Raw genomic sequence first — 22,402 nt, forward strand, 5'->3', positions numbered from 1 at the left:
GGTGTCTTCGAGGATGTGGAATTTGCAGTTATGCCGTTCTTCGGCGGACCTGGTGCGGTGGTAGTTTCAACCGGTTCGACCGAACGCGCTGAACTTGCACGGACTTAGCCGGCAATTCACACCCCGCGGATTCCGTCATGACATTCTATGCCAGACGGCAGGAGCAGGATTAGAACGAGTAGCGGCCATGAGCGATTGGTTGAAAGAAATTATCCATGCCACTGGTGTCGCCACTGCAATAGCCGTGTCCGGTCCGCTGATCGCCGGTGGTGATTTCGGTGGAGTCTGGCAACCTTACAGTATGCCGGCGTTATGGCTCGGCGCGATGACAGTTGAATCTGACCGTCTGAGCTTCGAGGCGGGGCCGATGGCGCGCCTTGAACCTGTGCGCGAAGGCGGCAGTGTTTTTCGCATCATCGAGCCGCAAGACGAGACCTTATTTGAGTGCGGGCATGAACCCGCAAATTATGTTGGCTTTCATGTTCTCGATAACGGTCTGCTGGCGCGCCTGTACTATAGGGCGGATAAGCCGCCTGCCGAACCCACCGGCAGCAATTCTCTGGAAGTCATTCGCAACGGAGCATGTTCCGTGATGTTCTATGCGCGGTGATGATGACGCAGCAAACCCTCATCCATGATCTGACCTAAATTAGGATCTGTCCAAAAATTAGCTGCGCCCGACCATACGGCGTTAAAAATCAGCTAAAAGTACTCATACGCCCCATAACCTCAGCCCGTCTTTTCGCCGATTTTTGCCTTGCCTGGTTCGCTCGCCAACTTTTCAGACGAAGCTTAGAAGTGGATCTCTGGCGACACCTGTTTGGCCGCATTACGCTCGAGCAAAGCCGCCTGGGCTGCCTCCTCGATGGTTGCGACGTAAGCCCGGCTCGTCACGAGGACACGCAGTGCCGCAACAAGGCCCGAGTCGTCCCTCTGGATCGCGGCCATGACCATATCGGTGTCGCATCTTGCATTCACAAGAGACCAGTCGATACCAAGGGACCAGAGGGGTCGCGCCTTTGGATAGGGTGACCGCTCTCCAGAGTCGTCGAACACCGGGTAGTCGGTATCAAATGCTGGTATACCGTATAAACGGGACCTCTCTATTTCACCATTGAGCTCATTGGCACGATGTTCCAACTGGCTGTGGCATCTGTACAAATGATTTCTTCGTTGTTGCTCCGTGGCAAAGAGCTCTTTCATTTCTCCCTGCGTATCTGAGGTCGTAACAAGTCGGGTTTCTTTCCAAAGATAGGCACTGTCATTCTCGTAGCCGATCTCACCGTACTTCTCGACCAGCAAATCCTGGATCGCTTCCGGTCTGGGCCGAGAACCTTCGACAAAAATTATAGTCCGGGCTATTCCAGTGATCGGATCGTCGCCAACAAGCGGTTCGTGAAAGATCGTGAGAAAATCACGGCCGTCGCTGCGCACCAGTATCACCGACTCCGCGAGAGGCGTTGTCGCATCGATCTTCGGCGAAACGTTCGCATCATTCCAGCTGTCGCGTCGACCATAGAGGATCATCTCTGGTTCAAACTCAGTTGCGGCCTGCGACATGCCCGCCTGCATCGGCTGCCCCACCCGCACACCGAGAATGTCGTAGCCCGCAGCCGTCGCATCGCGCTCGGACCCGTCGTTGCTCGGCGCGACATCGGTGTCATCTGAATCACCGACCGACAAAGGCTCCAAGTTAATGCGCGCGACAACCTCGTCGTCGTTGAGTACCTGCGGGTCGCTGCCGGGGCGCAGCACGACGAGCTCCACCAGGTCTGCCGTCAATGGAAATGCCGATGTCCCCGTACCGGCTGCCGGCGGCTGTACTGCAAGCCGCGCTCGGAATGTCGCATCCCCCCGCATGACATCGCGCATACGTTGTGCCTCTGCCTCGGGCATTGCGAAGCGGACCCCCGATCCCTCGGTGACATTCGCCAGGCGCAGCAGTTCGTGACGCCTGATGCCTTTCTCGTTGCGCGATACGCCGTCCGGATAGGTCAACTGGACATAATCGAATCCGTACTCTCCACTGTTGAAGTCGTAATCGGCCAACTTGCCGTAGCCCGACATCCAGAACCCGCCCAGATCGATGTCGCGTGCGGAGGCGGCGAGGTTCGAGATCTCGTCCCGCCTGTCGAAGGCGTCCTGAGAGGTCGCGGGATAGACCGACGCGATCAAGTCGGTGGCGTCGCCCTCGGTTTCCTTGGCAATCGCGGCGAGAATGTCCCGGGGCCGGGCAAGGTGAACCGTGTCATGGACCGGCGCGGCTTCGTCAGTAACCGGCTCCGGCGCGATCTGGAGCATGTCCTCCGGCGCCAGGGCGGCGAGTTGCGTGCCGCCGTCTGTCGCCACATTCACGCCGAGAATCTCGGCCTGTAGGGCAAGGCTATGCTCGCCACGCTCGTTCTCCACATAGTCGACGCTGGCGATCCTGAGTGCCACGTCGAAGACAACGATATCTCGATTGACGATCATCTCTTCGACGCGGGCCGCGTCCATCGGAAAGCTGACCGGGATTCTCCCCCCGTTGATACGGATTCCGGGCCATCGCGGCGCTTTTATTCCTAGAAATCTGCTCGCTTGACCCACGCCGCCGGCTTCGATGATTCCGTTCCGCAAGGCCCTGTACATGGCCGATTCATTGTCGTCGTGGCCGGAAAACAGCACCAGATCGCCACTCTCGAAGTCGTATTCGAGCTTCCTCGCCTCCACTTGAACAGACATGTTGAAGGGTGGCTCGACACTTTGCTCATCCAGGGCGGCGAGCCAACGGTCGTGCACTGAACGGGCGAGAAATTCCGCCTGACGGCCCTCGATCGCGCCCTCGGCGAAGAGCACGTTGGCAGCATAATCACGGTTTCCCTGCAGATGTCGGATGTATCGTTCGAGCGTCTCGATCTGCTCTGCGTCAGAGGTTTTGTTGAGATAATGCGGGATCCAGGCGCGCAGGATAGGCATCTTGTCAGGGCCGAAATCTGCGGCCGGCAACGGCACCTGCGGGGGCGCTGATGTCTCGTCCGTTGCGGCGGCTCCGGCCGCGCGCGCGATCTGGATCACACTGTAGTCCACGTTCGGAAAGTAGGACTCGAACGCATGGGTGATCTTGTTGCGCCAATCTCCGGCAACCAGTGCATAGGCTTCAAAAGTGATCGCGCCGACGGCCAGATCCTGTACGCCGACGGGGGGAAGATTGCTGAAAATTGGGTCGGCACCGATAGCGTTTGTGATGGCGCCAGTCAGGGCCTTTACTTCGGATGCATCGAGATTCGCGGAGCTGTAGTGAACAATGGCACTTTGGGAACTCGGCGCGATCAGATAGACGTCCCGGTCGAAGCGCATCAGCGCATCCGCACCATCCGGCGCCCCTGATTCGCCCTCGGTGCCGGCTACAAACGAAGCGAGCTGCTCCGGTCCCAGCACGGCGAGTTCCTGCGAATACGGGGCATTGCCCATCGTCCGGAGCGTGGCCCGCACAGGCTCGAGTGTGACAAACCCAACGCCAGCTTTCGCGCGCGAGACGGAGCGGACCCGGCCGGTGACCTCGACGACGATCGTCGGGAAGCCGCGCTCGTAGAACGAGCGCGCTCGCTCTGGCCCGATCGCGACTTGTCCGCCAAGCATCTCGACGACATGAGACGTTTCAAGTGTTGCCCCATCGGCGGCGGCGATACGGAAATCGACTGGGAAGACCGATCGGTGGCGGAGACCCTTGGCCCTTGCGACATTCTGACAGAAATCGTCGGGGCGTATATTGGCCGTGATCGCCCGCCCCGCCATGATCGGGAATACACCCTCCGCCATGTCGTAGTCGCCAGCGGCGAGATTGGCTCGGAAGGTTATGAGGGCCGGCTCGGCCGCGGGCGACGCGCTTGCTTCCGCCAGCCTACGAACCAGGCGGGACTGTGCAGCGCTCTCGATTTCGGCCAACTCGAACGGGTTCAGATGTTGCTTGCGACCCCAGCCCTCCGCCCTGCAGCCGAGTCCGGCGAAATATAGAAGGAACTCCGGGTGCCGCGCAGCGTCCGGATGCTCACGGATGTAACGGTCCAGCAGCGCAGAGTAGGCATCCCCGCCTTCCAGCGCCGCGCCGGCTGGGATCTGCTCCTGGCCCAAGAGCGTGCCGGTAGCGTCACCCGTGTCGGAGCCAGACGCGAAAGCGGAGGTCCCGCCAAGCGCCCGGATCCGCTGCTGCATCGTCTGTGCAAGGCAGGCGGCATTGCCGCCGCAAGCATTTCGGCGTGAAACCCAGTTGCGCTGGGCATTGACGACCGCGGACGGGTTCGAGGCGTCCGCGCGCGCCGTTGAATAAGCTTCGGCCAGTTGGCGATCCAACCGTGACAGTGTGGGGCTGGCGCAAATTGCGAATTCAGTCGGGGTGCTAGCGCGCGCGCAATCGAAGCTAGGGCGAGGAGTGCTTCCCGCCACGGTTGCCCCTGACGGCCGAGCTGCCACCACAGATCTTAATTTCTCAAGGAGCTGCGGGCTTGCCACTCCATTGATAGCAATTCCTTGATCAAGCTGGAATTGCTGGATAGCTCGTCTGGTGTTCGGTCCCATTAGGCCATCGGCAACACCGGGGCTATAGCCCAGCCGCGCCAGATGTTGCTGGATGCTGCGAATATCGACCGCCTGCGCTGGTGACCGTACCGCACTCGGGTTGACTTGTTGTCTCGGGGCCCGTTGAACTGTTTGCGCCGGAAACCTTTCCGCATTCGGATTTTCTTGCTGTGCCGGAGCTCGCTCGACAGGCTGCGACGGCAATCTCTCAGCACTCTGGTTTTCTCGTTGTGCCGGTTCTCGTTGATCTGACGACTGACGGTTCTGTGTCTCTCGCCGAATAATTTCATTGGCAAGCCCTTCGACGACGCCCCTAAGGTCTATACCCTGCGAAATGGCAGGCGGTGACACCACAACCAAGAGGGCAAACGCCGCCAGTGAAACTGGCTTTAGTAAATATGAAAGAATTCTCATGCGCAGCCCCCTCCCTCTGTGTAACTTCTTTCTGGCGCAAGAGCAGTGTTACTTATGTCCTTCTGGTCCCTAGATGAGAACGCTCTGGTATAAGAAAATGCGGACAGTTTCATTATATGCTTCTTCAAGGACCTTCTAGTTTATTTTGAGCCTGGTTATCGTGCCGGTAGTTATCGAGAAATCTGTCGCCTCTGAGTATTTTCAAGCGACCTTTTTTCTGGCTCGGCCGTGGTGATCTGAAGCTCCCGCTCCGGGTAGAGCGAGAAGGTACCCACTGGCGTCCAGTTCCGGATCTTCCCGCTCCAGGATCTTCCCGCTCCAGCAAGCCGGGCGGTTCTCACGCGCCGCCTGATTGATGGCGTGGCGCTTGGCCAACATCTCAGCATCCTCGCCGGTTTGGCGTTTTTTGGTTATCAGCTGCCGAGTCCTTTCCATCACCGTAGCCTTTCGTTTAGTATCCAGCTAGAAGCAGACAATCTAAAGCTACTAATGAAATATTTGATGCTCCACACATTACTTTGCTAACGTTTTATACTAGTTCTTGATAGCCTGAATTCAGGCCCTAAGTCCCGAGGAGACCGCCATCGGCTCGGCCGCGGGCGAAAACACCGTTGGAGAGAGATTGCCAATAAGTGGAAAGGTGTTTGATCCTTCCTATACTCTGAATTAAGGAGGGAACTGACATGGCTTCTTCAGGTGAGCGCAGCGACACCGGTACCGGAGACGACCGTCTCCAGGAGACACACCAGGACATGATCCGTCAGCCCGTCCTGGTCTTCGCACCCGACGACGAACTTGCCGGTAGCGTGCCGGTGGCACTGGTCCTTGAAGACAAAGCCGGCAATCGCTGGAGCGGTGTTTCCGTGTCCTCTTCAAGGTGGAGAAAGCAACCATCCCACACCTCTGGACTGTTGCCCTAGGCGGGGACTTGGCTGGTGTCATGTCGGCAATTTATTTCGAACTCTCGGACTTTCCGTCCCTGTTGCTGAACCTTGTGACGAATGCGGTCTTTGGCGTGGTTAGCGCGGGGTTGGCGCTGGTCGGACTGAAAGTTATCACGACGGCCACAATCCTGGCTATCTACATAATGATCGTGTTCTCGATTTTCGGCATGATGGTTGCTGGTTTTTTCGCGTTTGCAGTGGCGGTCATCTACGCCGTGTCATTTTTCTTTCACGAACTTGCGGGTTTCTTTCCGGAATGGTGAAATAAAATGCATGTTCACGTAAACCTGTTTTGTCTTGCAGCACTTTCCGCTGTAGTGGCATTGGCAATCCCAGCCGTTTCCAACGCCGAGGAGTTTCAGGACGTCCACGAGTGCGACCGGTACGCTGCGCATCCGAGCGACCCGCACCGTTGGGCGGCGGGCGTAGAAGATAGCCAAATTATCCCGGGCCCCGCCGTCACATTCTGCCGCGAAGCGGTAGATGAGTATCCTGATACGCCGCGTTTTGCCTTCCAACTTGGCCGCTCCCTCTGGGCGGCGAATCAGATTGACGAAGGAACAGACGTGTTCCTCACTCTTAAAGAACAGTTCGAATACGGCCCAGTCTACGCATATTTGGCCGATGCCTACATGTACGGCCTCGGCAGCATCGAGACTGACGAGGAAATCGGAGTGGCCTTTTACCAAATCGCCGCAAAAAAGGGGTTCTTGCCCGCTGCCGACATTCTTCTAGATTTATCCAGTTCTGGTGATACGTCTCAACGCGCATTCTCTGTAGACGGCGATACAAGAGTTCTGCAGCAGCCCATTGAACGGATTATGTCGACACAACCTGTAATCGCAAAGCAAGAGGTCGCCTTTGATCCAAATCAGTATACGCTGCCGAGAATGGTTGGCGCACTTTACTCGGGGAACCTCTCTGATCTTGATCCGCAAGGCGTCGGAAAAACTAATTACGCCGGGGTTTCAAATGCACATATTTATGTTGCCTCGTTTCATAATGAGTTCTCGGGAACGGTCAACCTTAAGGATCAAGCTTGCGTCACTCTTTATGATCCCCGCATCACAAAGAGTCTCGACGCCAAGGTCGTTAGGCTTATGATGGGTAGCCCCGGCAGCGATCTGGAAAGCAGCCTGAATCAAGCATCGCAACGCGGTTGGGAAATGATGGGCGAACTCCTAATGGATATGTCAAAAGGCGGCATAGGTTCCTGGGTGGGCACGCAACAGAATTTACACGAACTGGGAGAAAAAGGCGGGATTGATGCCGCTCGTCTCATCGCACGGCACGGATGCCAAAGTGAAACCGCAAAACGCGTCTATGCCAACATTCGCGCCTATGCCTTCGGGCAGGAGGCTCTCTTGTCATCCGAAGAAGAAGAAAGGCAGCAAAGTATCAAGGCGCGGGAGGCAGAGGACGCTAAGCGGGCTTACCAGGAATCTCTTCGTACAAACGCAGCGTCGAGCTGTCTGGCGCAATGGGAAAAAGAGCCGATGTGTCTGTGTATGGTTGAGGCGCTCGATGAGTTACAGATTACCGAAGGAGAATGGAAAATGATCGGCAGTGAATTCAAGAGCGTCGTATCTCTGTCCCGCCAATATGAAGGATTGAGAGAAAATCTTCGCACCTGTCGCAGATGACAAGACAAGTAAACGTTTTTCTCACAGCGCTCTTCGCGCTTGCCAGAACTAGGAGCCCAAGGGCGGTGATTTCCCATGAAACGACTGATTCAAACATTTGCATTTTTGAGGGCTCTCAGGCCTTATCATTCACAACCTCACCCAAGTTTTGTTTGCAGAAGAGCCGAAGCGCAAGCCTTGGCAGCGATTGTGGCCTTTGCTTTCCTTGCTACTACAGTCTTTGCCGCCACGCCGGACATCAACACAGACAAGGACGTCTACGCGACTGACGAAGCCATTAGCGTGTACTACAGCAATTCGACTGGTAACAGTAATGACTGGATCACGCTGGTTCCGCAGGTGACCCCTGACGGCAAGTACCACGAATGGAAGTGGATCAGGACCACAGAAGGAACGGTCACGTTCCGGAGCGTGAAGGAAGGTGTCTATGAGGTTCGTATACATCTAAAAGGAACGCACAGCGAGCCTGCCGCACGCCACGTTCTATCAGTGCGTGATGGCCGGGTTGAAGTAACAGAATCGGTGACAGCCTTTTCTAGTTCTGGGATGCAGCTTGGGGAAAAATCCGCCGAACTAGCTTCTCCAGCGAGTGACATCCCTGTTGGCGTCTGGTCTGCGCACTTCTCGTGTCGTTGGGGAAACGCTCCTAAGCAGTTTGTAGCGCAATTGCTGACTCTTGATGCGCACGGGGCCCAAGCATTTTTTGAGTATTCCGCATTGGATGGAACGGACAATCAGACCCGAAGGTATGCGCTTCTTAATGCAGGTTCACGTAATGAGTTGGGTGATGTTAAATATGAGTATGAATACTCAATTGGAATCCCTAGGCAGCGACACTTAATTATGCGCCCAGTTTCTGACGATCGCCTCTCAGTAGACTTCGGTCAATGCAAAAATATATCGTTCCAACGAGACGCCACCAATTTTCCACGTCCCGAACTCGAAGGGAATTGGACTGGCGTCCTTGAGTCATGCGAAGGCTCTGAAGGAGAAGCACAACTCACTCTCTACAAGGCCCATCAGGGCAACGTCTTTGCTGATATGGAACACCAGGCTTATCCTCATGGCTGGTCTGGAAAAAGCTACCCTGGACGATCCTATCTTTACGGCACTTGGAATGCCAGTGCTGGAGAATACACTTTTACGACGCTTATCGGCGGTCGCGCAACGCGCAGCGGCGAAAACGGCTATAAGTGGGGCGGCCTTAAGGGGCTAAATATCAGCTACGATGAAAGCAGCAAAAGCCTCATCGGAAAATCCGAAAGTTGCTCTTACGCAGAACTCCACCGGGAAGATGAAGAGGCGTCTTCTGGTAACATCGAAGTTTCTTTCGCTGAAAGTCTCCCAGGAAATTGGGAAGGCGAGTCGATATGTCGGGATGGCGATACTTTTTTCGGTTTGAAAGTAGAAGCCTTGCAATCCGGCCGGCTTTCCGGTGTACTGGATATTGCAGCGCCGGATGCCCTTATTCGAGGAGTCTCCAGCCTCAACGTACAGTTACGCGAGTCATCGCAGCAAGGTGAATTCGAAGGTGCAGTGGAATGGGCGGGAGCTGCTCTTAAGTCTTTCAACATTGCGCGTGGTGATCGTGAGGACATGATCTCGATTAAAGAAGAAAGCTTGGGTTGTGGTAATATTAACCTAACCCGCGTTGATCAAACGGCATTATCCCGTATACCGACTACGGAAGCCCCTGATGGAGGAAGCTTTTACGTCAACCGGCGACCACAAGACAGGTGCGAAGAGATTATTGCACTTCCAAAAAAGTTTGAGCGTGAATTCCCCAATGTTCCGATGCGCGGAAGCCGGTCGGAAAACGTCTACCCCAAATTGGTCTTGCTCTTTGCCGATAGCGATTGGGTACCTGTCTTTGGCAAGCCATTTGACGCCACACCTTTGAACGAGCGCCGAGAGATACGCAGTGAAGCGCAACAGCTTTGCTACAACGATCCGTTCTACCGCGACGATTATTCCAAGTTTTCAATGCTAGATCGCGGATTGAGTGGGAACATGAACCGACCGCTGACCAGTTTTGGTCTGCCGGCGATCCATATCGCTATTCGCCAGATCAGGGAAACGCGCCATCTTCTTGATCAGAAAATTAATGAAATCCTGGCCTCGACTGATACTGCCGATGCCGCCGCGAAGGCGCGGAGTGTATCGGCCTTCATGAAAAACAATCGTGAACGGCTTTGGCCGAGTGAAATTGAGGCCCGCGAAATCCAGATTTCCGACTATGTGGCGGCTTTGGCCCTTCAGGATGTTGAGAGTGAACTCGCCGGTTTCAATAATGTATCCGATCTTCCAACCCGGCTTTCTGCGTTGACGGAGATTGCGAAGGGCGAGGAAGAATATCACCGCTACCTCGACGAGCGGAATATGCGTAACCTCAAGGCGCGTGCGATAGACCAGCAATCGGAGCTTGCACAGGACGCGCTGTCAGATGATCTTGCTGAGATTGAGGCTTTGCCACACGACGAAACTGGCTTAATCCAATTGGAACAAAAAGCCTCTGAGGTCGATACCACGATATCACTGCTTGTCGGAAGTGTGGCCGAATCCTTTCAGGATCGCATTGATCAAAAGCGTCAGTCGATCCTCGACGCCTCTTTCGAGCAGAAAATCGGCGCTCTTAAATCAATCAAGTCTGGAACGGCTGGATTGGACGCCAGTCTTTCTTGGCTAGAATCTTTTAACTCGCTGTTCACGCCCTACCAGAAATTGGTCGCGTTCGATAAGGCACTGACAGAATTTACCGATAAACGTGCAAGTCTTCTGGAAGGCTCGCTCGGGCAATTCGAAAAAGATGTAGAACAGGCCGCATCGGAAGGTGGCCCAGAAGCAATTGATCGTGTCTTAACCCGTTATCTAGCGTGGGAGGGCGACGAGGCAATTCCGGTCTGGCTTGATTACCAATTTATAGCAGAGTCTTACAAGTAGGTTTTCACTATTAGCATTTCTCCCAAAACACGCATCCTGACACTGGGGGTGGGAGCCACGCTCTGCGGGGCGATGCGCCGCGAAGCGGCGCTGGGCTGCTCCCCAGGATCCAACGGTAGACAGCCAGAGCCATGGCCTCAGGCGTGGTGGAGCTCCTGTCCGCCGTCCGAGAAGGTCGGCGGGGTGTTGGCGCTGACGATCACGCACTCGGTCTCGCCCACGTTGCGGAAGCGGTGGGGCAGGCGGGAGTCGAAGTAGTAGGCGTCGCCCGCGCCGAGCACCGCGACCTCGCCGTTCACGGTGATCTCGACGGTCCCCGAGATCACCACCCCGCCTTCCTCGCCCTCGTGTTCCAGCATCTCCTCGCCGGTATCGGCACCGGGGGGGTAGCGCTCATGGATGATCGACATGCTGCGGTCGGGGCGCCTGGCCGCCACCAGCCGCCAGGAGAGGTAGCCGTCGCCGATCTCGGTGAGCTCGTCGGCCGGGTAGAAGGGGCGCGGCTGGCTCAGTTCGTCGCCGGCGAAGAAGGCGCTGATCGACACCGGCAGGGCATCGAGGATCTTCTTGAGCGAACTCACCGAGGGGCTGACGCTGTTCTGCTCGATCAGCGAGATGGTGCTGTTGGTGACGCCGGCGCGCTTGGCCAGTTCGCGCTGGGAGAGGCCGCGGGCGCTGCGCAACTGGCGCAGGCGAGCCCCTACATCGAATCCTTGCATCGGGTGTCCTGTCGACGGGGAAACTGTGGTCGTTGAAGATCCTTGACATCAATGATACCCCCTCGGTCGGCCGTCGATAAGCCGCCGTCTTGATCGGCATCAGAGGCGACGCCTGGCGGCATGGCACCGCCCGGTCGGCTCAGGCATCATGAGGGGCAGCAACTCTCGATAACGAACCCGGGGACAGCAGGAGAACCCATGATCACGCAAGGCGAGCTCAGTGGCCTGATCCTGGCCGGCGGCCAGGGGCGCCGCATGGGAGGGCGCGACAAGGGGCTCGAACCCTTCGCCGGGCGTCCGCTGGTCGCCCATGTCATCGCGCGTCTCGACGGGCGGGTGGCCCGGGTGATGATCAACGCCAATCGCCACCTCGACGACTACCGCACACTGGCCGATCGGGTGATCAGCGACGCCGAGGCGGGGTTCCAGGGGCCGCTGATGGGCATCTACAGTGGCCTGCGAGCCGCCGATACGCCCTGGCTGGTGGTGGTGCCCTGCGACAGCCCGGCGCTGCCCGATGACCTGGTCGCACGGCTGGTGGCCGGCATCGGCCAGGCCGATATCGCCGTGGCCCATGATGGCGAGCGACTGCATCCGGTGGTGGCGCTGATGCGCACCGACCTGGCCGACGACCTGGCCGCCGCCCTGACCGGGGGCGAGCGCAAGATCGACCGCTGGTACGCCCGCCATGCCTGGTGCGAGGTGGACTTCTCCGACTGCCCCGAGGCCTTCGCCAACCTCAATACCGACGACGAGAAGCGGCGCCTCGAGCAGGCCGTGTCGTACAAGGAGTCCCCGACCTCATGAGCCAGACCCGTCATGAGAGGCTGAGCCTCGACGAGCGCCTGCCGCTGCTGGGCATCGCCGCCTGGAGCGGCACCGGCAAGACGACCCTGCTCGAGCGGCTGCTGCCGCGGCTGGGCGAGCGCGGGCTGCGCGTCGCGGTGATCAAGCATGCCCACCATGGTTTCGACGTCGACCAGCCCGGCAAGGACAGCTATCGCCTGCGCCAGGCCGGGGCGATGCCGATGCTGGTCGCCTCCCGGACGCGGTTGGCGTTGATGATGGAGACCCCGGGCCGCGACGAGCCCGACCTGGAACAGCTGGTAGAGATGGTACGGCCCCAGGCGCCGGACCTGGTGCTGGTGGAGGGCTTCAAGGCCTGGCCGTTGCCCAAGCTGGAGCTCTATCGCCCCGAAGTCGGCAAGTCGCTGCGGGCGGCCGAGGATCCCTGGGTCAAGGCGGTGGCGAGCGATGCCGCCCCGCCGCTGCCCGAGGGCGTCGAGGCGCTGGACCTCAACGACCTCGAGGCCCTCACCGACTGGATCGCCACCTGGCCGTCGCGCTGGCCGGGGGAGCGGTTCCCGCGCGGGGTCGCGGAGGAGGCGGCGAGATGACGCTCTCCTGCTTCGATCTCGGCGAACGGATGCTTACGGTGGACGAGGCCGGCGCGGCTCTGGCCGAGCTGGTCGCCGGGCCCTTGCCGGCCGAATCGGTGGCCCTGGGTGCGCTGCACGGCCGGGTGCTGGCCGAGGCGATCGTCTCGCCCATCGACGTGCCCCAGAGCACCAACGCCGCCATGGACGGCATCGCCCTGGCCTGGCCGGAGGCGGGGCCCTGGCCCGAGTGCTGGCGGCGGGTCGGCCGGCTGTTCGCCGGGCAGCGCCGCGAGCCCCCGCTGGCGCCGGGCGAGTGCCTGGGTATCACCACCGGAGCGCCGCTGCCGCCGGGGGCGGACACCGTGATCATGAGCGAGCAGCTCGAGGTGCGCGGCGACGAGCGGGTGGTCGTCGAGCGCCCCGAGCGCGTCCGGCGCGGCCAGAACGTACGTCGGGCCGGCGAGGACATCGCCCGCGGCGCGCAGGCGCTGGCGGCGGGCACCCGGCTGTCGGCGGCCGAGCTCGGCCTGCTGGCCTCCCTCGGCCTGGCCGAGGCGAGGGTGATTCGCCGGCCGCGGGTCGCGATCTTCTCCACCGGTGACGAGGTCACCGCCCCCGGCGCGCCGCTGCCCCCGGCCGGCATCTTCGATGCCAACCGCTTCACCCTCCGCGGCCTGGTGGCGGAGCGGGGGGGCGAGGTGCTCGACCTCGGCATCCTGCCCGACGACCGGGACGCCCTGGTCGAGGTGCTGGGCGACGCCGCGGAGCGGGCCGACCTGGTGATCACCAGCGGTGGGGTCTCGGTCGGCGAGGCCGACTTCACCCGGGCGGCACTCGCCGAGATCGGCGAGCTCGGCTTCTGGCGCATCGCCATCCGCCCGGGGCGCCCGCTGGCCTGCGGTCGCCTGGGTGAGCGTGGCGTGCCCTTCCTGGGGCTACCCGGTAACCCGGTGGCGGTGATGGTCACCTTCCTGCAGTTCGTGGCCCCGCTGCTGGCCCGCCTGCAGGGGCGTGACGAACGCCACGCGACCCTCACCGCCCTGGCCGAGCATGAGCTCAAGAGCCGCATCGGGCGAGTCGACTACCTGCGCGGCGTCTACCGTGGCGACGAGCGGGGCCGGCTCACGGTCGCCAGCACCGGCGCCCAGGGCTCGGGCATCCTCTCTTCCATGGTCATGGCCAACTGTCTGATCGAGGTCGCCGCCGATCGCGAGGTCGCCGCGCCCGGCGAGGCCGTCACCATCCACCCCCTTCATCGACTTCCATGAGGCGCTTTCCATGTCCCTGACTCATCTCAATGCCCGCGGCGAAGCCCGTATGGTCGATGTCGCCGACAAGCCGGAGAGCCGGCGCGAGGCGAGTGCCTCCGGGCGTATCCGGATGCTGCCGGCGACCCTGGCGCTGCTCGCCGAGGGCGGCTTGCCCAAGGGCGACGTCCTGGCCACGGCGCGTATCGCCGGCATCCAGGCCGCCAAGCGAACCCATGAGCTGATCCCCCTGTGTCACGCCCTGGCGCTGTCGAAGGTGGCCGTCGATTTCCGGCTCGACGAGGCCGCCTCCTGCGTCGAGGTCACCGCCACCTGCCGGCTCAACGGCCGTACCGGGGTGGAGATGGAGGCCCTGACCGCCGTCTCCGTGGCCTGCCTGACGCTGTACGACATGTGCAAGGCAGTGGACAAGGAGATGGAGATCGGCGACATCCATCTCGACGCCAAGAGCGGCGGCCGGTCCGGGGACTATCGCCGTGCCCGGGACACCGTCGTGCCGGCCGCTCCCATCGTCACCGGCGAAGGCAGTGGCGGCGAGGTGTCGGTAGGCAACCGCTGCGATATCGCCTCGCCCTGCGTGCGGGTCAAGTGCCTGGCCGAGCTGCGTGAGCGGCTCGGTGTCGACGACCTCTCGGTGCCGTTCGACAGCCTGCCGAGCGCCGACGTGGCCGGCCTCAAGGCGGCCCTCAAGGCGCTCGATCCGCGCTTCTCCCGGCTCGAGGAGGGGCGGGTGCTGTGCGCGGTCAATCAGGTCATGGCCGCCGACAGCACGCCGATCACCAACGAGGACGAGGTCGCCTTCTTTCCCCCGGTGACCGGAGGGTGAGCATGATTCGCGTTCAGGAGGCGCCCTTCGATGTGGGCGTCGAACAGCAGGCCCTGCTGGCCGGGCGCACCGATATCGGCGCCGTGGTCAGCTTCACCGGACTGGTGCGTGACTTCAATGAAAGGCCGGAGGTGACGGCCCTGACCCTCGAGCATTACCCCGGCATGACCGAGGCGGCGCTGGGCGATATCGTGCAGGAGGCCGAGACGCGATGGCCCCTCGATGGGGTGCGGGTGATCCACCGAATTGGACGACTCGCCCCCGGAGACCCTATCGTGTTGGTAGTGGTCGCCAGTGCCCATCGGCGCGCCGCCTTCGAGGCCTGCGACTTCATCATGGATTACCTCAAGACCCGCGCTCCGTTCTGGAAGAAGGAACACGCCACCGACGGCGACTACTGGGTAGCCGAGCGTGACTCGGACCACACGGATGCCCGCCGCTGGGAGAAATGACCATGGCTCTACCCGATGAGCTGATCGACGATTTTGGAAGGCGGGTGCGTTACGTACGCATCTCGGTCACCGATCGCTGTGATTTTCGCTGCGTCTACTGCATGAGCGAGGAGATGACCTTCCTGCCCCGTGCCGAGGTGCTCACCCTGGAGGAGCTGGCCCTGGTGGCCCGCGCCTTCGTCGAACTCGGGGTGGAAAAGGTGCGCCTGACCGGCGGCGAACCCCTGGTGCGCCGCGATATCGACCGCCTGGTCGAGGATATCGGTGCCTTGCCGGGGCTCAGGGACTTCGCCATGACCACCAACGGGGCGGCCCTGCGCAAGTACGCCCATCGGCTGCGCCGGGCCGGGCTAAAGCGGCTCAATATCAGCCTCGATTCCCTGGACCCGGAGCGGTTCCGGCGCCTGACCCGTACCGGCGACCTGGCCAAGGTGATCGACGGCATCCATGCCGCCCGGGATGCCGGCTTCGATCGCATCAAGCTCAATGCCGTCGTGCTCAAGGGGCGCAACGACGATGAGGTGATCGACCTGGTCGATTTCGCCCGACGGGAAGGGCTCGACATCAGCTTCATCGAGGAGATGCCACTCGGGGACGTCTCGGATCACGGTCGGGACGAGACCTACTGTTCCAGCGACGACGTGCAGGCGCTCATCGAGTCCCGCCACGCGTTGATCCCCACCACCGAGAGCACGCTCGGCCCCTCACGCTATTTCCGCATGGGCGACAGCGACTCCCGCGTCGGCTTCATTTCGCCCCACAGCCATAATTTCTGCGCCACCTGCAACCGGGTTCGGGTGACCGTGGAAGGGCGCTTGCTGCTCTGTCTCGGCAATGAGCACTCGGTGGACCTGAGGGCGGTGCTGCGGCGTCACCCGGGTGATATCGACGCCCTGAAGCAATGTATCGTCGAGGCCATGCCGCTCAAGCCCGAACGCCATCATTTCACGACCGACGGCGATGTCCAGGTGGTGCGCTTCATGAACATGACCGGCGGCTGAACGTCGAATTCACTCGCGTCCCCTTTCCAGACGGCGCCAGGATGGCGCCGTCTTCGTGTCGGGATCCTGCGGGTGAGTCGAGGTGTTTGTGGTACTGTTCGGTGAAAATAATTGCATGTATTTTCTTGCCAAGACCCGAAGTCTGCATATACTTTTGACGTACAGTGTCATGAGTAACCGTTTCATTAATTCGGCATGGAGGGGGCCAATGTCCAGCGAATCCCTGGAGCGCATCGCTCGAAACAAGAACGTGGCTCGCGCCGCGGCACGCCAGTTGAGCATGGAACAGCTCCACAAGCTGGCAGAGGTGATCGGTGAGGTCATCGAGCAGAAGAAGGACGAAGAGTTGCAGCGTCAGGAAGAAGAAGCCCAGAAAGAGCGCAAACTGGCCGAGATTCGCGAGGCGATCAACGATGCCGGTCTTTCGCTCGATGACCTGGTGTCCGAACAGCCTCGTCGCAAGCGCGGTCGTCCACCCAAGAACGCCAGCAAGGCAAACAAGGCAGGCAAGGCATAAGCACGTCACAAGAGATGTCGTGTACGACATCGCCTCGATCGGCAAGGGTCGAGGGAACGAGCCAGCAAGCGCATGGCATGATGATGGAGAGGCGAACCTTCGGGTTCGCCTCTCCTTTGTGGGCGTCACCCGGGGGCGGGCCGCCGGCACGCTCAGTCGAGGTCGCTGAAGCTGGGGGCCTCCACCGCCAGGATCTGCAGGTGAATTTCCGGAACGCGGCGCAGATGATCGGCGAACCAGGCCAGCAGTCTGGGCTGCAGCGCCAGGCGCAGTTCGGCCAGGGTATCGGCTCTCGTTTCGGCCAGCTGGACGTCGAGCCAGTCGGCGAAGGCGTCCTCATCGAGGTGGCTCATCTGGCTGGTATCGAGCATCAGCCGGCCGATACGGGTCCAGCCGCGCTCCTCGGTGGCCGTCACCGATAGCGCCAGATAGAGACTGCCGTGGCGCGACCGCGGGCCGCCTGTGGCACCGAGTCCCGGCAACGGCGTCACGGCGTTCTGGCTGACGATGCAGGGCGGCTGAGGATGCCGTACCTCCAGGCTCAGGCCGTCGCCATCCAGGCGGATCAGGTCGCCGTTGGTCGGGATCAGCGGGGAGCGGATCCCCAGCGACTCGGCAAGTCGCTGGTGGTCCTGCTGGTGACGTGGCTCGCCGTGCACCGGCAGCAGGTGGCCGGGCTTCACCCAGCCGTAGAAGGTGCGCAGTTCGTCCTGGGCGGGGTGCCCGGAGGCGTGCAGCTCGGGGTGGTTGAACTCGTCGAGCAGCGCGACGTCGAGGCGCCTGAGCCCGGCCTTGAGGCGTTCGATCAGCAGTTCATTGCCGGGAATCGCCTTGGCCGAGAAGATCACGCTGTCACCGTGACCCAGTTCGAAGGTCGGGTGGCGTCCCTTCGCCAGGCGACTGAGCGCCGCCCGGGGCTCCCCCTGGCTGCCGGTGGCGATCACCAGCACCTCCTCCGGAGGCAGGTAGCCCAGGTCGGTCACCGGCACCAGCGGCGGGAAGTCATCGAGATAGCCGAGCCCGCGAGCCACCCCCACCATGCGCTCCATGGAGCGCCCCATCAGGCTGACCCGACGGCCGCAGCGCTGCGCGGCGCGGCCGATGGCCAGCACCCGGGCCAGGTTGCTGGCGAAACAGGAGACCACCACGCGGCCCTCGCAGCGGGCGATGGCGTGTTCCAGCGCCACGGCAACCTCGCCTTCGCTGCGCGAATGGCCGGGCAGGGGCGCATTGGTCGAGTCGCCCACCACCAGGTCCACCGGGGCAATGGCCCGGAAGGTCGAGGCCGAGACCGGCGAACCGATCAGCGGCTCGGGGTCGAGCTTCCAGTCGCCGGTATGCAGTACCCGGTGCTCGCCGGCGGCGATCAGCACGGCACAGCTCTCGGGAATCGAGTGCGTCAGCGGCAGGTAGCGCAGGGTGAAGGGGCCGGCCTCGAGGGCCTCGCCGGGGTCGATGATCCGGATGGCGTCGGTGGTGAGCCCGCGCTCGATGAACTTGGCGCGCAGCAGGCCCGCGGCCAGGGGCGTGGCATGGATCGGGCAATCCCACCGGGGCCAGAGCCAGGCGGCGGCACCGATATGGTCCTCGTGTCCGTGGGTGATGATCAGCGCCCGGGGCGTGATGCCGAGCGTCATCAGGGCGTCCAGGTTGGGTACCTGCAGCGGGCTGTCGGGCAGGTCCTGGCGGATCATCATGCCGCAGTCCACCGCGACCCACTGTGATTCGAAGCCGTAGAGACTCAGGTTCATGCCGATCTCGCCGCAGCCGCCGAGGGGCAGGAAGTGCAGGGGAGGGCGGCGGCGAGGACGAATCTGGACACGAGGCTGGGGCATCGGGGGAGTGCAAACCGTGGAGAGTATGCGCTTCACTATACGGGATCGTCGCCGAGGGCCACAATGAAGCGCCCGCGGCCGTGCCCGCGGCGGCGGCTTTCGCTACAATGCCGTCCTTTACCAGTGGTTCCCGACTAGCGACGGTCATTCGATGTCACACTACTATCGCCTGGTGGTCTCCTGCCCCGACCGCGTGGGGATCGTCTCCCGGGTCTCCGGTTTCATCGCCGGCCATGGCGGCTCCATCACCGAGGCCAGCCAGCACTCCGACCTGGAGGCCGGCCGCTTCTTCATGCGTTACGAGATCCTCGCCGACTCCATCGGTATGCCACCCCAGGCCCTGCGCGAAGCCTTCGCCCCCATCGCCGCCGAGTTCGACATGCAGTGGGCACTGACCGATACCCGCCACCGCCCGCGGGTGGTGCTGATGGTGTCCCGGGAGTCCCACTGCCTGGTCGACCTGCTCTACCGCTGGACGGCCGGTGAGCTCGACTGCGACATTTCCGGCGTGATCTCCAACCACGAGGACATGCGCGGGCTGGTGGAGTGGCACGGCATTCCCTACCACCACGTGCCGGTGCCCGCCGGTGACAAGGCCGCGGCCTTCGCCGAGGTGGAGCGCCTGGTGGAGGAGGCCCGCGCCGACAGCGTGGTGCTGGCCCGTTACATGCAGATCCTGCCGCCGGCGCTCTGCGAGCGGTATGCCGGCCGGGTGATCAACATCCACCACAGCTTCCTGCCGTCCTTCGCCGGGGCCAAACCTTACCACCAGGCCTACGAACGCGGCGTGAAGCTGATCGGCGCCACCTGTCACTACGTCACCGAGGAACTGGATGCCGGGCCGATCATCGAACAGGACATCCATCGGGTCAGCCACTGCCATACCCCGCATGACCTGGTGCGCTTCGGCCGCGACGTCGAGAAGGCGGTGCTCGCGCGCGGGCTGCGCTGGCACCTGGAGGACCGGGTGCTGATCCACGGCAACAAGACGGTGGTGTTCGCCTGACGGAGAGCCACGATGTCGTTCGCCGCACTCGTGATCTCGCCCTGGCTGCTGCTGGTCGCCACCCTGATGTCGCTGGGGGCGGTCGCCCTGGCGCTGGCCCAGCCCCCCTGGCAGGCATTGTTCGCCGACCATGCCCTGCAGCACCGCTGGCTGGCCGCCACCGTGGCGGTGCTGCTGATGTGGCAACTGCGCGCCCAGGCGGTCGACTGGCTGACCCTGCATCTGATGTTCACCGCGCTGTTGACCCTGCTCTTCAAGGCACCGCTGGCGCTGCTCTCCTGTCTGCTGGTCAACCTGGCGATGGTTGGGCTGGGGCGGGTCGCCTGGCCGCTGCTCGGGGTCAACCTGCTGGTCACCGGGGTGGTCCCGGCACTGGTGATGGTACTGGTCTGGCGGCTGGTCGACCGGCACCTGCCGGACAACCTGATGGTCTTCCTGTTCGTCTGCGGCTTCTTCGGCACGGCGCTCGCCACCCTGGCGGCGGGGCTCTCGGCGGTGGGGCTGATGGCGCTCGGCGCGAGCGACCCCGAGGTCATGCACCAGGCGCTGGAGTACGCCCGCTTCCTGCCGCTGCTGATGCCCTCCGAGGCCTTCATCACCGGGATGCTGCTGAGCATCCTGATGGTCTACCACCCGAGCTGGGTAGCGACCTTCAACGCTCACCGCTATATCGACACCAAGTAGTCAGCCCCGGCGTCGAGGCTGGCGCCGCTTCGCGCCGCCATCGCCCCCTGTGGGAGCTTGGCTCCGCCGAGCGATTGGCGCCGCAGGCGCCCGGTGGTAGCTGCCAACGGGGCCGATGACTGCCCAGCGCCGCTTCGCGCCGCCATCGCCCTCTGTGGGAGCTTGGCTCCGCCGAGCGATTGGCGCCGCAGGCGCCTTGGCGGTGGCCGCCAACGGGGCTGATGACCGCCCAGCGCCGCTGCGCGCCACCATCGCCCCGCAGAGCGTGGCTCCCACAAGGCCACCATCGCCCTCGGTGGGAGCGTGGCTCCCACAAGGCGCCCATCCTCTCAGATCGGCAGGGCCAACTGGCGACGCTCGGCCTCCGGCACCAGCCGGGCGCCGACGCCGAGCAGCCGCACCGGGCGGTGGCCCCTGGCCCAGGCCTGCTCGAGCAGGCGGGCATAGCTCTGCGCGGCAGGGGCGAGGCCACGGCTCTCCAGGGTGGTGAGGCTGAAATCGTTGAAGCGCACCTTGACGAAGACCCCCGCCAACGGCGGGTGACCATGACGGGCCAGGCGTGCCTCGAGTCGCTCGCACAGCGGCACCAGGGCCGCCCGGCAGCTGTCCAGGTCCGGCAGGTCGCGCTCGAAGGTGGTCTCGGCGCTGATTGACTTGCGCTCCCGCTCGATGCGCACCGGACGCTCGTCGATGCCGCGGGAGAGTTCGAACAGCCGCTGGCCGAACTTGCCGAACTCGTCGAGCAGGCGCTCCAGTGGCAAGGCGCGCAGTTCCTCGCAGGTGGTGATGCCCAGGGCGGAGAGCCGGGCCCCGGTGGCCGGGCCGACGCCGTGCAGCTTGGTGACCGGCAGGGAGCGGACGAAGTCGTCGACCCGCGCCGGCGGGATCACCGTGAGGCCGTCGGGCTTGTCCCAGTCGCTGGCGATCTTGGCCAGGAACTTCGACGGCGCCACGCCCACCGAGACGGTGATGCCGGTACGGGCCAGGCACTCCTGCTTGAGCCAGCGCGCCATCCAGGTGGCGCTGCCGGAGAAGCGTTCGACCGCGGTGACGTCGAGGAAGGCCTCGTCCAGCGAGAGCGGTTCCACCAGCGGGGTGAGTTCGTGGAAGATCGCCTGGATCCGGCGCGACACCTCCCGGTAGCGCTCGAAGTCGCCGGGCAGCAGGGTCAGCTGCGGGCAGAGCCGCAGCGCCCGAGCGGTGGGCATCGCCGAATGGATGCCGAAGGCCCGTGCCGGGTAGTTGCAGGTGGCGATCACCCCGCGCTTCTCGCGGCTGCCACCGATCGCCAGCGGGATGTCGCGCAGGCGGGGATCGTCGCGCATCTCCACCGCGGCATAGAAGCAGTCGCAGTCGGCGTGAAGGATCTTGCGCTCAGCCGAGGGCCTGGCCATTACCACCGCGGATCACCCCAACCCCGATACCTTCGATCTCCAGCTCATGATGGCGCAGGTCGACCTCGATGGGCGCGAAGTCGGGGTTCTCGGCCAGGAGCGTGACCCGATGCCCGTGGCGATGGAAGCGCTTCACCGTGACCTCGTCCTCGAGGCGGGCGACCACGATCTGGCCGTCGCGTACCCGGTCGGTGCGGTGCACGGCCAGCAGATCGCCCTCCAGGATGCCCACGTCCTTCATCGACAGACCACGCACCTTGAGCAGGTAGTCGGCACGGGGGGTGAAGTACTCCGGGGCGAGGGGGCAGTAGCGGTCGATATGCTCGGCGGCAAGGATCGGGCTGCCCGCGGCCACCTCGCCGATGATCGGCAGCCCCTGGGTGGCGGCCTCCTCGCCGTCCGGGGCCTCGGGCTCCTGGGCGGGCAGGCGGATGCCGCGGGAGGTGCCGGGGATCATGCGGATCACGCCCTTGCGCTCGAGTGCCCGCAGGTGCTCCTCGGCGGCATTGGGGGAGCGGAACCCCAGGGCACGGGCGATCTCGGCACGGGTCGGCGGGTAGCCCAGCTCGTTGATGGTCTTGACGATGAAGTCGTGGACGTTCTGCTGGCGCGGGGTCAGGGGGCGTGTCATACGGCCTCCGGTGTGGCGGTGGGGGGCGAGCGGGACTCCGGATCGCCCATTCATTGGTCAAGTATACAGCATGGAAGTTCATCCAGTAAAAGCCCGACATGCCGGGCGCGCGTTTGAAACACCGGTCGTCGGTTTAGGATTGAGGGGGGGGGCTCGGCTGACGTACAATCCTGTCACGTTTAAAACAACTGTTTC

At 62.4% G+C, this 22,402-nt stretch carries 18 protein-coding genes; 13 read left to right on the plus strand and 5 right to left on the minus strand.

Annotation, left to right across the window (positions count from 1 at the left end):
* Window positions 1-187 precede the first annotated feature (187 nt).
* Entirely contained in the window at window positions 188-610 is a 423-nt protein-coding gene (locus AC5W54_RS14500; RefSeq protein ID WP_495962792.1) for a hypothetical protein, read from the plus strand.
* A 182-nt stretch (window positions 611-792) separates the two neighbouring features.
* Here AC5W54_RS14500 and AC5W54_RS14505 read toward each other — a convergent pair whose 3' ends face one another.
* Entirely contained in the window at window positions 793-4,968 is a 4,176-nt protein-coding gene (locus tag AC5W54_RS14505; RefSeq protein WP_495962793.1) for a peptidoglycan-binding protein, read from the minus strand.
* Between the two features lie 940 nt (window positions 4,969-5,908).
* Here AC5W54_RS14505 and AC5W54_RS14510 point away from each other — a divergent pair.
* The 3 genes from AC5W54_RS14510 (at window position 5,909) to AC5W54_RS14520 (ending at window position 10,495) form a co-directional block, all read left to right on the plus strand.
* Window positions 5,909-6,175 carry a hypothetical protein gene (locus AC5W54_RS14510; protein WP_495962794.1) on the plus strand — a complete coding sequence of 89 codons (267 nt, stop codon included), beginning with the start codon at window positions 5,909-5,911 and terminating at the stop codon, window positions 6,173-6,175.
* Between the two features lie 6 nt (window positions 6,176-6,181).
* Window positions 6,182-7,555 (plus strand): hypothetical protein, encoded by a 1,374-nt coding sequence (locus AC5W54_RS14515; protein WP_495962795.1) that lies wholly within the window; start codon window positions 6,182-6,184, stop codon window positions 7,553-7,555.
* A 75-nt stretch (window positions 7,556-7,630) separates the two neighbouring features.
* Window positions 7,631-10,495 (plus strand): hypothetical protein, encoded by a 2,865-nt coding sequence (locus AC5W54_RS14520; RefSeq protein WP_495962796.1) that lies wholly within the window; start codon window positions 7,631-7,633, stop codon window positions 10,493-10,495.
* Window positions 10,496-10,632: 137 nt separating this feature from the next.
* Here the strand turns inward: AC5W54_RS14520 and AC5W54_RS14525 are convergent, their stop codons facing one another.
* A complete protein-coding gene (locus tag AC5W54_RS14525) occupies window positions 10,633-11,214 on the minus strand; it encodes a cupin domain-containing protein (protein ID WP_495962797.1) in 582 nt (193 codons plus the stop codon).
* 198 nt (window positions 11,215-11,412) lie between these two features.
* Here AC5W54_RS14525 and mobA point away from each other — a divergent pair, with 198 nt between their 5' ends.
* The 7 genes from mobA (at window position 11,413) to AC5W54_RS14560 (ending at window position 16,657) form a co-directional block, all read left to right on the plus strand.
* Window positions 11,413-12,021: a molybdenum cofactor guanylyltransferase MobA gene (mobA, locus tag AC5W54_RS14530; RefSeq protein ID WP_495962798.1), complete on the plus strand. Its 609-nt coding sequence runs from the start codon at window positions 11,413-11,415 to the stop codon at window positions 12,019-12,021.
* Window positions 12,018-12,611 (plus strand): molybdopterin-guanine dinucleotide biosynthesis protein B, encoded by a 594-nt coding sequence (mobB, locus tag AC5W54_RS14535; protein WP_495962799.1) that lies wholly within the window; start codon window positions 12,018-12,020, stop codon window positions 12,609-12,611. The genes mobA and mobB overlap by 4 nt, the downstream gene beginning before the upstream one ends.
* Window positions 12,608-13,861 (plus strand): molybdopterin molybdotransferase MoeA, encoded by a 1,254-nt coding sequence (moeA, locus tag AC5W54_RS14540; RefSeq protein ID WP_495962800.1) that lies wholly within the window; start codon window positions 12,608-12,610, stop codon window positions 13,859-13,861. The genes mobB and moeA overlap by 4 nt, the downstream gene beginning before the upstream one ends.
* Window positions 13,862-13,871: 10 nt before the next feature.
* Window positions 13,872-14,687, plus strand: coding sequence for a cyclic pyranopterin monophosphate synthase MoaC (gene moaC / locus AC5W54_RS14545; protein ID WP_495962801.1), 816 nt, complete (start codon window positions 13,872-13,874; stop codon window positions 14,685-14,687).
* Between the two features lie 2 nt (window positions 14,688-14,689).
* A complete protein-coding gene (moaE, locus tag AC5W54_RS14550) occupies window positions 14,690-15,139 on the plus strand; it encodes a molybdopterin synthase catalytic subunit MoaE (protein ID WP_495962802.1) in 450 nt (149 codons plus the stop codon).
* Between the two features lie 2 nt (window positions 15,140-15,141).
* Complete coding sequence (gene moaA, locus AC5W54_RS14555) at window positions 15,142-16,140, plus strand: GTP 3',8-cyclase MoaA (RefSeq protein WP_495962803.1); 999 nt, start codon at window positions 15,142-15,144, stop codon at window positions 16,138-16,140.
* Between the two features lie 208 nt (window positions 16,141-16,348).
* Window positions 16,349-16,657, plus strand: coding sequence for an H-NS family histone-like protein (locus tag AC5W54_RS14560; protein ID WP_495962804.1), 309 nt, complete (start codon window positions 16,349-16,351; stop codon window positions 16,655-16,657).
* A 152-nt stretch (window positions 16,658-16,809) separates the two neighbouring features.
* On the opposite strand, the gene AC5W54_RS14565 is transcribed toward AC5W54_RS14560, so the two are convergent.
* Window positions 16,810-18,408, minus strand: coding sequence for a ribonuclease J (locus AC5W54_RS14565; RefSeq protein WP_495962826.1), 1,599 nt, complete (start codon window positions 18,406-18,408; stop codon window positions 16,810-16,812).
* A gap of 235 nt (window positions 18,409-18,643) precedes the next feature.
* On the opposite strand from AC5W54_RS14565, the gene purU reads away from it, so the two are divergent.
* Together purU and AC5W54_RS14575 are read left to right on the plus strand one after the other, a co-directional pair.
* On the plus strand, window positions 18,644-19,498 hold the full coding sequence (gene purU / locus AC5W54_RS14570) for a formyltetrahydrofolate deformylase (RefSeq protein ID WP_495962805.1): 855 nt from the start codon (window positions 18,644-18,646) through the stop codon (window positions 19,496-19,498).
* Between the two features lie 12 nt (window positions 19,499-19,510).
* On the plus strand, window positions 19,511-20,182 hold the full coding sequence (locus AC5W54_RS14575) for an energy-coupling factor ABC transporter permease (protein ID WP_495962806.1): 672 nt from the start codon (window positions 19,511-19,513) through the stop codon (window positions 20,180-20,182).
* A 329-nt stretch (window positions 20,183-20,511) separates the two neighbouring features.
* On the opposite strand, the gene dinB is transcribed toward AC5W54_RS14575, so the two are convergent.
* Both dinB and lexA read right to left on the minus strand, forming a co-directional pair.
* The gene (gene dinB / locus AC5W54_RS14580; protein ID WP_495962807.1) at window positions 20,512-21,576 is read right to left on the minus strand and encodes a DNA polymerase IV; all 1,065 of its coding nucleotides are present in this window, start codon (window positions 21,574-21,576) and stop codon (window positions 20,512-20,514) included.
* Window positions 21,557-22,207 (minus strand): transcriptional repressor LexA, encoded by a 651-nt coding sequence (gene lexA, locus AC5W54_RS14585; protein ID WP_495962808.1) that lies wholly within the window; start codon window positions 22,205-22,207, stop codon window positions 21,557-21,559. The genes dinB and lexA overlap by 20 nt, the downstream gene beginning before the upstream one ends.
* Window positions 22,208-22,402 lie beyond the last annotated feature (195 nt).

The organism is Halomonas sp. LMYGS-3 (genome assembly GCF_059509875.1).

Bases quoted from the DNA above. Each gene is read 5' to 3' on its own strand.
- AC5W54_RS14560 (WP_495962804.1), top strand. From the start codon at position 16,349: ATGTCCAGCGAATCCCTGGAGCGCATCGCTCGAAACAAGAACGTGGCT.
- lexA (WP_495962808.1), bottom strand. From the start codon at position 22,207: ATGACACGCCCCCTGACCCCGCGCCAGCAGAACGTCCACGACTTCATC.
- AC5W54_RS14515 (WP_495962795.1), top strand. From the start codon at position 6,182: ATGCATGTTCACGTAAACCTGTTTTGTCTTGCAGCACTTTCCGCTGTA.
- purU (WP_495962805.1), top strand. From the start codon at position 18,644: ATGTCACACTACTATCGCCTGGTGGTCTCCTGCCCCGACCGCGTGGGG.
- AC5W54_RS14575 (WP_495962806.1), top strand. From the start codon at position 19,511: ATGTCGTTCGCCGCACTCGTGATCTCGCCCTGGCTGCTGCTGGTCGCC.
- mobB (WP_495962799.1), top strand. From the start codon at position 12,018: ATGAGCCAGACCCGTCATGAGAGGCTGAGCCTCGACGAGCGCCTGCCG.
- dinB (WP_495962807.1), bottom strand. From the start codon at position 21,576: ATGGCCAGGCCCTCGGCTGAGCGCAAGATCCTTCACGCCGACTGCGAC.
- moaA (WP_495962803.1), top strand. From the start codon at position 15,142: ATGGCTCTACCCGATGAGCTGATCGACGATTTTGGAAGGCGGGTGCGT.
- AC5W54_RS14565 (WP_495962826.1), bottom strand. From the start codon at position 18,408: ATGAACCTGAGTCTCTACGGCTTCGAATCACAGTGGGTCGCGGTGGAC.
- mobA (WP_495962798.1), top strand. From the start codon at position 11,413: ATGATCACGCAAGGCGAGCTCAGTGGCCTGATCCTGGCCGGCGGCCAG.
- AC5W54_RS14500 (WP_495962792.1), top strand. From the start codon at position 188: ATGAGCGATTGGTTGAAAGAAATTATCCATGCCACTGGTGTCGCCACT.
- AC5W54_RS14510 (WP_495962794.1), top strand. From the start codon at position 5,909: ATGTCGGCAATTTATTTCGAACTCTCGGACTTTCCGTCCCTGTTGCTG.
- AC5W54_RS14525 (WP_495962797.1), bottom strand. From the start codon at position 11,214: ATGCAAGGATTCGATGTAGGGGCTCGCCTGCGCCAGTTGCGCAGCGCC.
- moaE (WP_495962802.1), top strand. From the start codon at position 14,690: ATGATTCGCGTTCAGGAGGCGCCCTTCGATGTGGGCGTCGAACAGCAG.
- AC5W54_RS14505 (WP_495962793.1), bottom strand. From the start codon at position 4,968: ATGAGAATTCTTTCATATTTACTAAAGCCAGTTTCACTGGCGGCGTTT.
- moeA (WP_495962800.1), top strand. From the start codon at position 12,608: ATGACGCTCTCCTGCTTCGATCTCGGCGAACGGATGCTTACGGTGGAC.
- moaC (WP_495962801.1), top strand. From the start codon at position 13,872: ATGTCCCTGACTCATCTCAATGCCCGCGGCGAAGCCCGTATGGTCGAT.
- AC5W54_RS14520 (WP_495962796.1), top strand. From the start codon at position 7,631: ATGAAACGACTGATTCAAACATTTGCATTTTTGAGGGCTCTCAGGCCT.